The organism is Pseudomonas sp. 1928-m, from assembly GCF_029269135.1.
GTDB lineage: Bacteria > Pseudomonadota > Gammaproteobacteria > Pseudomonadales > Pseudomonadaceae > Aquipseudomonas.
This window is the reverse complement of the sequence record NZ_JARIXO010000001.1, coordinates 733,907-748,757: the sequence shown is the minus strand read 5'-3', so window position 1 is coordinate 748,757 and position 14,851 is coordinate 733,907. Positions and strand designations below refer to the sequence as shown.

The 14,851-nt window shown below is 56.2% G+C and carries 13 protein-coding genes; 1 reads left to right on the top strand and 12 read right to left on the bottom strand.

The genetic code is table 11. The annotated features are described in order from the left end of the window. Positions 1 to 66: 66 nt before the first annotated feature. The 8 genes from P3C18_RS03340 to P3C18_RS03305 are packed head-to-tail and all read right to left on the bottom strand — an operon-like array spanning position 67 to position 8,287. Entirely contained in the window at positions 67 to 1,647 is a 1,581-nt protein-coding gene (locus tag P3C18_RS03340; protein ID WP_275960457.1) for an AAA family ATPase, read from the bottom strand. Positions 1,648 to 1,657: 10 nt separating this feature from the next. Next, the gene (gene aroB / locus P3C18_RS03335; protein WP_275960456.1) at positions 1,658 to 2,761 is read right to left on the bottom strand and encodes a 3-dehydroquinate synthase; all 1,104 of its coding nucleotides are present in this window, start codon (positions 2,759 to 2,761) and stop codon (positions 1,658 to 1,660) included. A gap of 51 nt (positions 2,762 to 2,812) precedes the next feature. Beyond that, a complete protein-coding gene (gene aroK, locus P3C18_RS03330) occupies positions 2,813 to 3,331 on the bottom strand; it encodes a shikimate kinase AroK (RefSeq protein WP_275960455.1) in 519 nt (172 codons plus the stop codon). Positions 3,332 to 3,336: 5 nt separating this feature from the next. Continuing rightward, positions 3,337 to 5,457: a type IV pilus secretin PilQ gene (gene pilQ / locus P3C18_RS03325; protein WP_275961567.1), complete on the bottom strand. Its 2,121-nt coding sequence runs from the start codon at positions 5,455 to 5,457 to the stop codon at positions 3,337 to 3,339. Positions 5,458 to 5,512: 55 nt separating this feature from the next. Beyond that, on the bottom strand, positions 5,513 to 6,037 hold the full coding sequence (gene pilP / locus P3C18_RS03320) for a type 4a pilus biogenesis lipoprotein PilP (RefSeq protein WP_275960454.1): 525 nt from the start codon (positions 6,035 to 6,037) through the stop codon (positions 5,513 to 5,515). After that, positions 6,034 to 6,654, bottom strand: coding sequence for a type 4a pilus biogenesis protein PilO (gene pilO, locus P3C18_RS03315; RefSeq protein ID WP_275960453.1), 621 nt, complete (start codon positions 6,652 to 6,654; stop codon positions 6,034 to 6,036). The genes pilP and pilO overlap by 4 nt, the downstream gene beginning before the upstream one ends. After that, positions 6,651 to 7,223 (bottom strand): PilN domain-containing protein, encoded by a 573-nt coding sequence (locus tag P3C18_RS03310; RefSeq protein ID WP_275960451.1) that lies wholly within the window; start codon positions 7,221 to 7,223, stop codon positions 6,651 to 6,653. The genes pilO and P3C18_RS03310 overlap by 4 nt, the downstream gene beginning before the upstream one ends. After that, on the bottom strand, positions 7,223 to 8,287 hold the full coding sequence (locus tag P3C18_RS03305; RefSeq protein ID WP_275960449.1) for a pilus assembly protein PilM: 1,065 nt from the start codon (positions 8,285 to 8,287) through the stop codon (positions 7,223 to 7,225). The genes P3C18_RS03310 and P3C18_RS03305 overlap by 1 nt, the downstream gene beginning before the upstream one ends. Positions 8,288 to 8,468: 181 nt before the next feature. On the opposite strand from P3C18_RS03305, the gene P3C18_RS03300 reads away from it, so the two are divergent. Then, on the top strand, positions 8,469 to 10,886 hold the full coding sequence (locus P3C18_RS03300; RefSeq protein ID WP_275960448.1) for a penicillin-binding protein 1A: 2,418 nt from the start codon (positions 8,469 to 8,471) through the stop codon (positions 10,884 to 10,886). A 95-nt stretch (positions 10,887 to 10,981) separates the two neighbouring features. Here P3C18_RS03300 and P3C18_RS03295 read toward each other — a convergent pair whose 3' ends face one another. From P3C18_RS03295 to rpmE, 4 genes are all read right to left on the bottom strand, one after another. Continuing rightward, positions 10,982 to 12,250, bottom strand: coding sequence for a malic enzyme-like NAD(P)-binding protein (locus P3C18_RS03295; RefSeq protein WP_275960447.1), 1,269 nt, complete (start codon positions 12,248 to 12,250; stop codon positions 10,982 to 10,984). 102 nt (positions 12,251 to 12,352) lie between these two features. After that, positions 12,353 to 13,792: a M48 family metalloprotease gene (locus P3C18_RS03290; protein ID WP_275960446.1), complete on the bottom strand. Its 1,440-nt coding sequence runs from the start codon at positions 13,790 to 13,792 to the stop codon at positions 12,353 to 12,355. Next, a complete protein-coding gene (locus P3C18_RS03285; protein WP_275960445.1) occupies positions 13,789 to 14,589 on the bottom strand; it encodes a thermonuclease family protein in 801 nt (266 codons plus the stop codon). Before P3C18_RS03285 ends, P3C18_RS03290 begins: the two co-directional genes overlap by 4 nt. Before the next feature lie 26 nt (positions 14,590 to 14,615). Further along, a complete protein-coding gene (gene rpmE, locus P3C18_RS03280) occupies positions 14,616 to 14,831 on the bottom strand; it encodes a 50S ribosomal protein L31 (protein WP_275960444.1) in 216 nt (71 codons plus the stop codon). Between the last annotated feature and the right edge of the window lie 20 nt (positions 14,832 to 14,851).

Below are 14,851 nucleotides of genomic sequence, written 5' to 3'. Positions count from 1 at the left end.
CGAAGGATAAGACCGGAAGGTCGTGGTAGCGACCGACCGGTCAGCGCAAGCGCTGAAGTGTATCAGCTAGCGCGCCTGGGCAATCTCTTGCTGAATGCCCGCGAAGTTACGCGGCCAGGGCTTACCAGCCTGCACCTTGGCAGGCAGGGTACGCAAGGCCGCCTGCGCCGCATCACGCGTGGCAAAGCTGCCATAGGTAACCACATAAAGCGGCTTGCCCTGATGCTGCTTCTTGAAATAGCGGTAGTCCGCGCCATTGGCTTTTACAAAAGCCTGCGCACCACTTTCCAACCGAGCCCCGAGGATCTGCAGGGTATAACGCGAGCCGGCCTGCGCAGCATACCAATCACCACCAGCAGCAGGCTGGGCCGCAGCGACCGGTGCTTGCGGCTTAATTGGCGGCGGCACGGCAGCAGCCACTGGCGCAACCGGCTTAACCACGGGCGCAGCAGGCGGCGCAACCACAGGCGCAACCTTGACCGGCTCAGACACTACAGGCGCCACCGGAACACTCGCCGAAACCGCCGGCTCAGGCGCGATATCCGCAGCACCTGATGCACCTAGTGCGTCAGCCTCTTCTGCACCACTCAAACCTGCCGCCTGCGCCAAAGGCTCACGAATAACCGGCTGCGCCTCCCCCACCAAAGGCAGCGGCAGTGGCTGATTAGCCCCCTCGAATTGAATTGCCGGTGCAACCGCAGGAGCAGCAGGAGCAGGCGACTCCGCAACTACCGCAGGCGGAAGAGTTTCACCGAGTGGCAACTGTGCAATCACAGGCGCCTCTACATCTTCAACCACTCGCCCCTGCATAAACCAGGCAGCCAACACACCGATAGCCACCACACAGAGAGCCAGCAAATGCTTGCGCGGCAAACTGAAAGAAAAACCACCCCGGTTCGCCGCGCCGCGCTGCGCCAACATCGCCTCAACCAACGACTCGCGCGCGACCTGATTGATTACCCCAGGCCAGCCAGCAGATTGCTCATGAATATCCGCAACCTGCTCATCGCTCAACACCTCAATACCTTGCCCCGCCCCCTCAAGACGCTGAGCCAGATACTCGCGCGTTTCATCCTCGCCATAAGGCTGCAACTCGATGACATGAAAGCACTCATCACCCGCAGCCACATGCTCAATACGCGGTAGCAGCTGCGAATCAGCAAACAGAAAGACATGCGGGCGACCTTCCGCATTGCCGACCGCCAGACTCAGCAAGCTGGTCAGCGCCGCGTCACTGAGATCCTCAGCATCATCAACCAGCACATAGACTTCCTGCCCGGTCAGTGCCAATTGCCCGACCTGCGCCAGAATGGCCGGCAGCTCCGGCCGCTGCACCTGCAGCCCCTGCGCGACCTGACGCAAAATGCTCGCAGGATCAGCAGCGCCCTTGGCGGACACCACCACACTTTGCACAGCCTGCTTATTGGTACTGGCTACCAGCGCCTGGCGCAGCAGGGTTTTGCCACTGCCATCCGGCCCACTGACCACCAGCAACAGCTGGCTGTAGCGCGCCAAGTGATGCAGCTGGCCCAGCACCGGTTTGCGCTGCGCCGGAAAAAACTTGAAGCCCGGCACCCGCGCAGCAAAGGGGTCGTGAGTGAAGTGGTAATGATCGAGAAACGCCTCGTCAGCATGCAGACTTGTCATGGGACACTCGTTAATTTTTAAGCTGAGCCAGCTGCGCCGCATAATCTGCGCTCAGCGTGGCATTCAAAATTTCCCGGGGAAAATCACCGGTTACAACCGCCTCACCCAAGCCGCGCAACAACACCAGGCGCAACTTGCCATCGAGAACCTTCTTGTCGACCGCCATATGCTCCATAAAGTCCTCAGGAGTCATATCCCCAGGAGGAGTAACCGGCAATCCCGCGGCAATAAACAAGCGAACGGCCCGCTCACGCTCAGCAGCGCTGATCCAGCCCAGGCGCTCGGACATATCCAGCGCCATAACGGTGCCAGCCGCAACCGCCTCACCATGCAGCCAGACACCATAGCCCTGATGCGTCTCGATGGCATGGCCGAAGGTATGCCCAAGATTCAACGTAGCGCGCACACCCGACTCACGCTCATCAGCCGCGACAACGCGAGCCTTGGCCGCACATGAATGAGCAATCGCCGGAGTCAGGGCCTCCTGATCAAGGGCACGCAGTGCAGGCATATGCTCCTCAAGCCAGGACAGGAATGGCTCATCGCAAATCAAACCGTACTTGATCACCTCGGCCAAACCAGCAGACAACTCACGAGCAGGCAAGGTAGCCAGCGTGGCGGTATCGATCAACACGGCTTGCGGCTGGTAGAAGGCTCCCACCATATTTTTACCCAGCGGGTGGTTGATCCCGGTTTTGCCACCCACCGATGAATCGACCTGCGACAGCAGCGTGGTTGGCACTTGGATAAAGTTCACACCGCGCTGGTAACACGAGGCGGCAAACCCCGCCATATCACCGATTACACCACCACCCAGAGCAATGACCGTCGTGCGACGGTCATGCCGCGCGCCCAGCAATCCATCAAAAACCAACTGCAGGGTTTCCCAGGTTTTATAACTCTCACCATCGGGTAACACCACAGAGGTAATGGCGTAGCCCGCGAGCGAACGCTCAAGCGCAGCAAGGTAGAGGGGAGCAACAGTCTCATTGGTTACTATCGCGACCTGCCGGCCAACAATGTGGGCTGCCAGCAAATCATCACGAGCCAACAGCTGAGCACCGATATAGATCGGGTAGCTGCGGTCACCAAGATCGACATGAAGAGTCTGCATAAAGCCCCCAGGTTACAAAGGGGCCTAGGATAGCGCAGTTCAGCCTGCGCTTTAACGGGGAGAAAGCGCCTCAAGACGCTCAAGGATCTCTTGCACCACCAGGCGAGGCGGACGCTCGTCGGTTTCGACCACTACATCAGCGATTTCACGGTAGAGCGGATCGCGAACAGCCAACAGCTCAGCCAGAACCTTACCCGGGTCCGCCGCACGCAACAGCGGCCGATTGCGATCACGCGAAGTACGATCCACCTGCTGCTCAACAGAAGCATGCAGATAAACCACATGACCGCCGCGCCTCAGGGCAACACGGTTTTCAGCACGCATCACCGCGCCGCCACCAGTAGCCAATACCATACCGTCCACATGGCAAAGCTCTGCGATCACCGCCTGCTCACGCTCACGAAACCCCTGCTCACCTTCAACATCAAAGATCCAGGGAATATCAGCGCCCGTGCGCTGCTCAATCTCTTTATCAGAGTCCTTGAACGGCAACCGCAATTCTTTAGCAAGCAAACGCCCGATGGTGCTTTTACCAGCCCCCATCGGGCCTACAAGTATCAAGTTTCGCACTTAGGTCATCGATTCACAGCAATGGCGTTATCATTCATAATGCGCGGAGTAAGGAAAACCAACAACTCCGATTTATTATCCTGAACTATATCTCGACGAAAAATTCTCCCCAGGTAGGGTAAATCGCCAAGAAAAGGAACTTTTTCTACCGAAGAGCTTCGAGTGTTAGAAAAAACACCACCGATTACGATGGTTTCACCATCACGCACAAGAACCTTTGCATTAACTTCATTCTTCTTGATTGGCGGAACCCCTAACACCGCATTGGGATAGTCCGGTTCATCTTTAGTAACCTTAACCTCCATGATAATACGATTATCGGGAGTAATTTGCGGAGTAACCTCCAGAGAAAGCGCAGCTTCTTTAAAGGAAACTGTAGTGGCGCCACTGGAGCTCGCCTCTTGATAAGGCACCTCAGTGCCCTTGAGAATTTTCGCAGTCTCTTTATCAGATGTTACAACTTTCGGCTGAGAAACAATCTCCCCATTACCTGTCTTCTCCATAGCAGAAAGCTGAAGATCCAAAATGGCGTTATCAGTAATAAAGCCAATACCAATTCCAGCAGCACTATTCACAACCCCAAGATCTACAAAAGGAACGGGCACGTTAGTAGTGCCTACCGTTGGGCGAGTACACGCCCCAGCAAATGGACCACAGGTCCCAGCTCCATCTGCATCGATACCAGTCGCACCATCCTTACCGTTGGCACGCCATTTTGCACCTGCCCCCCCCAAGGTCCCCCCCCAACGCACGCCCAGGCTTTTATCGTAATTCACGTTCGCCTCGACAATTCTCGCCTCAATCATTACTTGGCGAACAGCAACATCTAGCTGTGTGACAATACGCCGCAGCTCATCGATACGCTCCTGAGTCAAAGTAACAATCAGGCTATTTGTTCTGTCATCAGAAATAACAGTCCCACGCATATCATCCTTCAACTCACCTTCTTTATCTTTACTCTCATAGAGCTTTGCAATGTCCGACGCTTTGGCATAATTAAGCTGAATAAAGTCCTTACGCAACGGAGCCAATTCGGAAACCTGCTTTTGTGCCTCTAGCTCTTGGCGCTCGCGCGCGGCAATTTCATCAGCCGGCGCAACCATCAGAACATTACCTAACCTACGCTTATCCAACCCTTTAGTCTTAAGAACCAAATCCAAAGCCTGGTCCCACGGCACATTCTGAAGCCGAAGCGTTATATTTCCAGAAACAGTATCACTCGCAACCAAATTAAGATCAGTAAAATCAGCAATCAGCTGCAACACAGAGCGAACATCAATATCCTGAAAATTCAGGGACAATTTTTCACCGGAATACGCAAAGCTATCGGCCTTACGCTTATCCGACTCAACTTGAGTTAGCGGCTTTACACTGACGGTAAGCTTGTTATCTGCTTGATAGACTAGATAGTCGTAAACACCTGACGGCTCAATAAGAATACTCGTATCACCTGTAGAACCAACAGCACTCACAAACTGCACAGGCGTTGCGAAATCCTTCACGTCAAGTTTCACCCTAAGCGATTCAGGTAATTGCGTCTTGGCAAAATTTAAACGAATCTTCCCACCCTGATCTTGTATATCAGGATTTATAGAAGCATCCGACAAGGTAATAACAACATTACCCTCGCCTTGTTCGCCGCGCTGAAAATCGATACTACTAACCTCTCGTGACTGAGCAACATACTTGTGCGCTGGAGCAACGATAGGAGCAGCCATTTTCTGGCTACTGACGAACGAACCTTTAGCCCCCTCACCAACCACCACGAAAAGGTTATTCCCCTCAGCGCGGGTGCTGTATGGAGAAAGGGTAGTCAGATTTATAATCAGCCGGGTGCGATCCTTTGTTTCGACAACTGTAACGCTACGCGCGTTACCCGCTCCCAGCTCTCTATTTTTCGTACCAAGCTTGCTCGACACACCAGGCAAATCAAGCGCGATACGAGCCGGCTGATCTATTGTATAACCACGCGGAGCAAGCACTGGCTCATCAAAAGTCAACTTCAGCTCAACACGATCTCCCGGTAATGCAGCAACATCTAGGGCCTGCAAGTTTGCAGCCATCAGCGAGGGCGACAAAAACGCAGTTATCAGCGAAATACCAAAAAATGAGAGGCTTTTTTTCATCTTCATATTCCGTTGAGCAGGTCGATTATTCTTTTTCATATTCATTCCGCTCCGATTAAGAACGCTCCTTAAGGGACAGACTACGCGGCCGCTCCAACCAACCACCCTCACCATCCGGAACGATTTCAACTACATCAACCTTAGATTCATCTATGGCAAATATTCGGCCATGATTTCGACCAAGATAGTCCCCCACCCGAACTCGATGGACACCACCAGCCCCACTAATCAACGCAAAAGAACCCGCATCATTGGCCAAGGTACCCACCATCAAAAACGTTTCTATATTGAAGCCTTCGAGAAACTGTCTTACACGAGCCTCGTCAGGCTTAATATCTTTTGAACCTTTCTGCTGAGCCATTAACTCTAACTTTACAGGCGGCTGAAATGGACTACGCAGTGAAGCAGCACTGTACGTGAAACTTTCATAAGGCTGAAACTTCGGTAATGGTTCAATTTCACCCTTAGGACGAGCACGCACCTCATCCATATAAGCCTGAAGATCAGAAAATCCGCTCCCACCCTCGCACCCAGAAAGCGCCAAAACAAAACACGCCAACAACACCAAATAGCTTCTCATGGCTGCACTCCCTTATCATTGTAGCGATAAGTTTTAGCCAATATAGTCATCCTCAATTTTGAAGAGTTCTCTGCATCAGGAGTCAAATCAAAATCATGAAGCGTTACAATCCGAGGAAGACTCGCCACACCACTTACAAAAGTAGCCAAGTCGTGATATGCACCGACAACAACTATCTGAATAGGTAATTCGATGTAAAACTGCTGCACTGCCTCTGGCAAAAGTTTGATCTCCTCAAACTCCAGACCGCTACCCAAGCCTGTACGAGTAATATCTTCCAACAATCCAGGAACCTCAGTATCACTCGGCAACTGTTTCAAAAGAGCACCAAACGAAACCTCCATTTCCTGCATCTGCTCTTTATATGCATCTAAATTTGCAGCTTGAAAAGCCTTACTTGAGAACTGTTCCTTTAGGGAAATCTCTTCAGCCTGCTTACCTTCTAGCTGCACCTGCAAGTCTTTCAGGTGAAAATTATACCCAAGCGCAACAATACCCACCAACAACAAAGCACCTGCAATAAACTTTACCGCCGCAGGCCAAGAGCCGATGTTATTGAGATCAAGGTCATTTAAATCAATCTGCCGCAGACTTTCTAAGGAATCATTAAGACTCATGGCTTAGCCTCCTCTGCCGCAAGCGCCGGCTGGGTCTGCTGTACGCTTAGCTGAAACACATTAGCCTGATCAACCGCGCCTGCCGTCACAGACTTAACTTCAGTTAGATTTGGCGCAGCCAACCATTCAGAAGCATCTAAATTTCGCATTAGGCTCGAGACACGATTGTTGGATTCAGCAGCACCAACGATTGCGATATTTTTTTCGGTCATTTTCACGCCAGTGAAATGAACACCATCAGGTAATGTTCTAACCAGCTGATCAAAAACCCGCCCAATAATCGGTCGATTACCCTGCAAATCCTGAATAATCTTCATCCGCTCAAGAAGCTGCTGTCGACGCGCTTTGAGCTCACTGATTTCAGCGATCCGAGCATCCAGGACAGCAATCTCCTTACGGACAAACTCATTTCGAGCATTTTGTTGCTCTATCGCCCCGCTCAGATATTGATCACCAAGGAAGACAGCACCTGCCGCAACAACAAACACACCAGCAAGCGTCACCAAAAAACGCTGCTTGCGCTCTTCGCGTAGCTGCTCGCGCCAGGGTAGAAGGTTAATCCTCGCCATTAGTCGAAACTCCTCATCGCCAGACCACAGGCAATCATCAAGGCCGGCGCATCGCTGGCGAGCGCACCTGCATTGACCTTGCCACTCAGCGCCATTTCAGCGAATGGATTGGCGACCAATGTCTGAGTGCCAATTTTTTGCTGAATCAAACGATCAAGGTCTGGAATCGACGCAGTACCGCCCGCCAACAGGATGTAGTCGACATCATTGAACTGACCCGCTGCGAAGAAGAACTGCAGAGAGCGAGCGACCTGCTGAACCACGGCCTCTTTAAATGGCTGCAGCACTTCGCTGTCGTAGTCATCCGGCAAGCCACCTTGCTTCTTGGCAAGGCCGGCTTCTTCGACGGACAAACCATAGCGGCGCTGAATTTCTTCGGTAAGTTGTTTACCGCCAAATAGCTGCTCACGGGTATAGATAGTGCGACCGTTGTGCAGGACGCTGAGCGTGGTCATGGTTGCGCCAATATCGACAACCGCGACAGTCAGCTCATCACGACCGCCGCCCAGCTGATCGATCAGCAGACCGTATGCACGCTCAAGCGCATAGGCTTCGACATCAACCACTTTGGCGGTAAGACCGGCGAGCGCCAGAGCGGCCTCACGGACTTCGACGTTTTCCTTGCGGCACGCGGCAAGCAGCACCTCGACACGATCAGCATTGCGCGCGGACGCGCCTTGCACTTCGAAATCGATCGCAACTTCTTCCAGTGGATAGGGAATGTATTGGTCGGCCTCGATCTTCAGCTGATTTTCAAGCTCATCATCAGAAAGCCCAGCTTCCATTTCGATGGTCTTGGTAATCACCGCTGAGCCTGCCACTGCCACCGCAACGGTTTTCACACCGCTTTTGGCTTTGGCGAGCACACGTGAAAGGGCCTGCCCCACCCCTTCCAGTTCGGCGATGTTCTTTTCGACCACCGCGTTTGGCGGGAGCGGCTCGACTGCGTAAGCCTCTACCTTGTAGCGGCTTCCGGAGCGGCTCAATTCGAGGAGCTTGACGGAGGTCGAACTGATATCGATCCCGAGTAGCGTATTCGCTTTCTTATTGAAGAGCCCTAGCACGACCGATTTCCTATTGGCATCCGCGACTTACGGACTATTTATGTTTTTTCACATTAAATAACAGTCTTGACAGAAGCGCAAATGGCTACCCAGCAAAAAAACCGCTTATAATGTGATCAGTTTTTCTCTTTTAACCTTGTGTTTCGCTTAACCCGTTCTTTTATCTGGAAATCCAAAAATCTTGATGCATCTTTTGCGTTTTTTCTGCTGGTCTGGCCTCGCCGCTTTTTGTGCTCTGGTGCTCAGTTTCAGCGGAGCCTTCCTCTATCTTAGCCCTAGCCTTCCATCCGTCGAATCTTTGCGCAGCATTCAGCTGCAGATTCCTCTGCGCGTTTACAGCAGCGACGCCAAGCTGATTGCCGAATTCGGTGAAATGCGCCGCTCGCCAATCGCCTTTGCGGACATCCCCCCAGATTTCATCAGCGCTTTGCTGGCGGCCGAAGATGACAACTTTGCCAACCATTATGGCGTCGACCTTACCAGCCTGATGCGCGCTGCAACGCAAATCTTGAAAAGCGGGCAGATTCAAACCGGCGGCAGCACCATTACCATGCAGGTGGCGAAGAACTTCTTTCTCACCAGCGAAAGAAGTTTCTCGCGCAAGATCAACGAGATACTTCTAGCTCTGCAAATTGAACGGGAGCTCAGTAAGAACGAAATTCTTGAACTTTATGTGAACAAGATTTACCTGGGTAATCGCGCTTACGGTATCGAAGCAGCCGCGCAGGTGTATTACGGCAAATCCATTCGCGAGGCCAGCCTTGCTCAAATGGCAATGATTGCCGGCCTGCCCAAAGCCCCCTCGCGCTTCAATCCACTGGTCAACCCAACCCGCTCGATGGAGCGCCGCGACTGGATTCTTGGGCGCATGTACAGCCTTGGACGCATCGACAAACAGCGTTATGAGGAAGCCCTGGCTGAACCCATCAATGTCAGTTACCACGTACCGGCACCGGAACTGGCGGCACCTTATATCGCTGAGATGGCACGCGCGGAGATGGTCGGCCGCTACGGCAGCGAGGCTTATACCGATGGCTTTAACGTCACCACTACGGTATCCAGCGACCTGCAACTCGCGGCCAACTCGGCAGTCCGCGAGGGCCTGATTGCTTACGACCAGCGCCACGGTTATCGCGGCCCAGAAAGCCGGCTGCCGGGCATGACCAAGGAAAACTGGCAAACCGAGCTGAACAAGCAAACCTCTCTCGGCGGCCTGGAACCGGCCATTGTCACAGGCGTGGAAAAAAGCGGGATCATGGTTCTGCTACGCAACGGCGAGGAACACGCCGTTGCGTGGGACAGTATGAAATGGGCGCGACCTTTCCTTAACACCAACAGCATGGGCCCACGCCCACAACAGCCCGCCGATGTCAGCCAGATTGGCGACCTGATCCGCGTGCAACGCCAGGAAGACGGCAGCCTGCGCTTTGTTCAGCTGCCTGCGGCGCAGAGCGCTCTGGTATCGCTGGACCCGAACAGCGGCGCCATTCGCGCCCTGGTCGGCGGCTTCTCCTTTGAACAGAGCAACTACAACCGCGCCGCGCAAGCCAAGCGCCAGCCGGGCTCAAGCTTTAAACCCTTCGTCTACAGCGCCGCGCTGGATAAAGGCTATACCGCCGCCACCCTGGTGAATGACGCGCCGATTGTGTTCGCCGACGATGCGCTGTCACAGGTATGGCGACCGAAGAATGACAACAACACCTTCCTCGGCCCGATCCGCCTGCGCGAAGCCTTGTACCGTTCACGCAACCTGGTTTCCATTCGCCTGCTGCAGGACCTCGGCATCGCCAGCACCCTGAGCTATATCGAGCGCTTTGGCTTTGAGAAAAAGGACCTGCCGCCCAACCTGTCGTTGGCACTGGGCACCGCGAGCCTCACGCCAATGGAAATCGCCGAGGGCTGGAGCGTGTTTGCCAGCGGCGGCTACAAGACCGAGCCTTATCTGATCGAACGGATCGAAGACCGCACGGGCAAGCAGCTGTTCAACGCCAACCCGGCGCAAACCCCGACCGGTATCGCCCAGCGTGCAGAACAGGGCAGCGCACTGCAGTTCAGCGTCGGCGACCAGCCACTACCGCCTGAGCCGGTGCTTGCTGAGCAGATTATCGATGAGCGCACCGCCTACATCATGACCAGCATGCTCCAGGACGTGATCAAGCGCGGCACGGGCCGCCGCGCCATGGCCCTGGGTCGCGATGACCTGGCAGGCAAAACCGGCACCACCAACGAGTCGAAAGACAGCTGGTTCTCCGGCTATAACGCCGACTACATCACCACGGTCTGGGCCGGTTTTGACCAGCCAGAAAGCCTGGGCCGCAACGAGTACGGCGGCACCGTGGCCCTGCCGATCTGGATGAGCTATATGGCCGCCGCCCTAAAGGACAAACCCAGCCACCTACTGACCGAACCCGAAGGCCTGCTGACCCTGCGTATCGATCCACACAGCGGTCGCGCGGCCACACCCGATACGCCAGAGGCCTACTTCGAGCTGTTCAAGAGTGAGGACTCGCCGCCACCCATGGGCGAGTTTGAGCCTGGCATGTATATCCCGGGCAGCCCGCTACCCGCTGATGAGTCCGCGCCGATCGACCTGTTCTAAATCACCGTCGCCCAGAGCGGCATTCTGAAACAGCCGAATTAGCGCCAATAAAAAACCCGCCGTAGCGGGTTTTTTATTGCTCTTGAGCTAAGCGCTTAGCCGTTGAACACGTCGTTTACCGACTGCAACGGGTAATGCTTCGGATACGGCAGAGTCGCCACACCGCTTTCAATCGCAGCCTTGGCCACGGCATCGCAGACCACCGTGATCAGGCGTGGGTCCATCGGCTTAGGAATGATGTACTCGCGGCCGAACGACAGGGCAATGCCGCCATAGGCGTCGCAGACTTCCTGCGGCACCGGCAGCTTGGCCAGGTCGCGCAGGGCCAGGGCAGCGGCGATCTTCATTTCTTCGTTGATGCGGGTCGCGCGAACGTCCAGCGCACCACGGAAGATAAACGGGAAGCCCAGTACGTTGTTGACCTGGTTCGGGTAGTCGGAACGACCGGTAGCCATGATCACGTCATTACGCACTTCATGGGCCAGTTCCGGTTTGATTTCCGGGTCCGGGTTGGAGCAGGCGAACACGATTGGGCTCGGCGCCATGCGCTTGAGGTCTTCCGGCGCCAGCAGGTTGGCACCCGACAGACCGACGAATACGTCAGCACCGTCCAGAGCGTCAGCCAAGGTGCGCTTGGTGGTTTCGCTGGCGAATACCGCCTTGTACTGGTTCAGGTCGTCGCGGCCGGCGTGGATCACGCCTTTGCGGTCGATCATAAAGATGTTCTCGACCTTGGCGCCCATGCTCACCAGCAACTTCATGCAGGAGATCGCAGCAGCGCCAGCGCCCAGGCAGACGATCTTGGCGTCTGGCAGGGTCTTGCCGGCGATTTCCAAGGCGTTGAGCATGCCGGCTGCGGTCACGATAGCGGTGCCGTGCTGGTCATCGTGGAACACTGGAATGTCGCACTGTTCGATCAGCGTGCGTTCGATTTCAAAGCACTCAGGCGCCTTGATGTCTTCCAGGTTGATGCCACCGAAGGTGATCGAGATGCGGCGTACGGTGTCGATAAAGGCCTGCGGGCTCTCGGACTCGACTTCGATGTCGAATACGTCGATACCGGCAAAGCGCTTGAACAGCACGCCTTTACCTTCCATTACCGGCTTGGAAGCCAGCGGGCCGAGATCGCCGAGACCGAGAATAGCGGTACCGTCGGAAATGACTGCCACCAGGTTGCCTTTGCCGGTGTAGCGGTACGCCAGCTCCGGATCACGCGCGATTTCGCGCACAGGCTCAGCGACGCCCGGGCTGTAGGCCAGGGACAGATCGCGTGCGGTTGCGGTGGGCTTGGTTAGCTCGACACTCAGCTTACCCGGACGGGGATGGGCGTGATATTCGAGAGCGGCTGTTTTCAAATCAGACATGTTGGCATTTCCGCTTTGGGCTGTTGAACAGGCAGGCGGCCGAGGATACGCAAGTTGTATACAGCTGCACAAGACTGGCAAGTCCGGATGCGCACGCAGGCCCTAGCGCACGACCTTCAGCCAGTCGCCAGCACGCGGCTGACCTGTCGGGTAGAGGTTATTCAGCAGACGCAGGGTCTTCAGCGCGTCACCCGGCAACTTGCTGCCTTTGGCCAGCGCTTCGATGGTTTGCCCCGGCTTGGCCTTGACCATTTGCAGGCGCAGCGGCTGCGCCTGCTGGTACTCGGCACTGGTCATCGGCCGGAAGCTTTTGATCACGCTGAGAAACTGCTCATCCTGAGTTTCCAGCGAGGCGCGACCACGCACGGCAGCGACAAACAGGTAAACCCGTGGACCGTACTGAATAACCGCCACACGCTTGGCGGCATTGCCTGGAATCACCGCGCTGTAGCCCTTGAGGCCGGCCTGCTGCAACTCGACGCCGGCCAAAAGCCGCTGACCTCCGACACGCTGACGCAGCAGCTCAGCCGGCGTCAGGTTTTGCGGATTGTCTTCCAGGGTCATGGCGATAAATGCCTGCTGATCGGCGGTGTGACCGATCAGCGCATCCGGGCGATTAAGCAGGCTCCAGCCCTGGGGAAACGCCAGGGTGAAGTTCAGATCGGCATGATAGAACCGCTGGCCGCGACGCACGCCGGTTTCGGCGGAGTCACCAAAGGGCAAACCCTCCAGGCGCTTGAGAAAGGCCTCTCGATTGACCTCCTGCTGACCGGTGGCCAAGGCCCGTGCAGGGCCCAGCACCTGCTGCAAACGCCGGTCGTTATCCGGGTGGGTATCGAACAGCCCGTGGTAACCACCGGCCGGCTGCGCCTCACCGCGCGCAGCGGCCTGGTCACGGGCGAAGTCTTCCTGATTCTTCAACACCTTGACCACTTCGATCATCGCCTGCGGGTCATAGCCACTACGCGCCAGATACTGCGCACCGAGGCCGTCGGCCTCCAGCTCCATATCGCGGCCATAACCACGGACAAAGGCGCTGCCCAGCACCCCGGTGACATCGGCGGCGGCGCCAACGCCAGTGCCAATCGCCACAGCCTGACCGAGCAAGCCCCAGGCGGTGGACTGACTCTGCTGCTGCACACTGTGCCGCGCGGTAACGTGGCCTACTTCGTGACCGAGCACGGCGGCCAGCTCGGCTTCCGAGCTGAGGTAAGCCAGCAGTCCGCGATGGATGTAGATGTAACCGCCCGGCAGGGCAAAGGCGTTGATATCCGGGCTGTCGACCACTGTGAACTGATAGGCCAGTTGGTTGCGATGGCTGTGCTTCGCCACCCGCTCACCGACCTGCTGCACGTAAGCCTGCAGCTTCTCGTCGGCGTAGCGCGGGTTCTCCTTGAGGATCTGCTGGTTGTAGCGACGGCCGAGATCGAGTTCCTGCTGCTCGCTCATCATCACGAAGTTGCTGCGTCCAGTGGCCGGATTGACCGCACAGCCTGCCAGCTGCAGCAGCAGGGCGAACAAGGTCAGTACGCGCAGGATCATGGCAACACCTCCAACATGGCCTTATCGGTCAACGGCAGCATCCAACGCGCCTGCCCCGCGCGCAAACCGCCACGCTTGGAGCGGTCAATGACCCAGCCGCGGGCCTCGACCTTGCGACCTTCAAGGCCTTGGACAGCACGCAGATCAAAATCGCCCAACGCACGGGGCGCGATATGCAGCACCAGCGCATCGCCCATTTCCAGCCACAGACCGCCGCCATTGCGCTCGATACGCTGGACCCGGCCCTGTAGCAGAGCAAAGCCGCCGCTATTCAACTGTTCAGCGGCTTGCACCGGCGAACGCTGCCAGAGCCCGGCACGTGCCTGCCGAGCACTGCGCTCGGCCGCCTGTTGGCATTGCACCAACGCCAGGTTAGGCGCGACAGCCACCAGATAGCCGAGACCCTCGGCGAGCAACTGCGCCTCCAGATTGCGCCCACGGCTGTCATAGGCGTGCGCCAGGGTGCGCCCGTAGTGATCCTTGGCCTGCTGACCATACTGCAACGAGACCCGGCCATCGCTCGCTGCTATCAATGCCTGCAAACGCTTGCGAGCGGCCTCGGCGAAAGGCTCGGCAGAGCGGCCCTGACGGCCCAGCTCCGGGCTATTCAGACCGATCAAGCGCACATTGCGCCCATCGACCAAGCGCAGGGTGTCGCCATCCACCACGCGCTGCACCTTGGCACTGGGCAAGTTGCCTGGCGCCGGGCAGAACGCAAGGGCGACGCCTGCATAAACGCCGAAAACGAAAAAGGCGCCCACTAGGGACGCCTTTTTCAGTAGCGAGGTGCAAACCATGTGGGTCTGCGTCGCTGCGCGCAAGCCTACTGCTTGGCGCCGAACATGCCGAAACGCTGCTTGAAGCGATCAACACGGCCGCCGGTATCCAGCATTTTCTGCTTGCCGGTGTAGAACGGGTGGCACTCGTTGCACACGTCCAGGCTCAGTGGCTTGGCCAGGGTGGAGCGAGTTTCGATCACGTTGCCACAGCTGCAGGTGGCGGTGATGGCTACATAGTTCGGATGGATATCGGCTTTCATGGTGATTCCTCAGGGCTGTC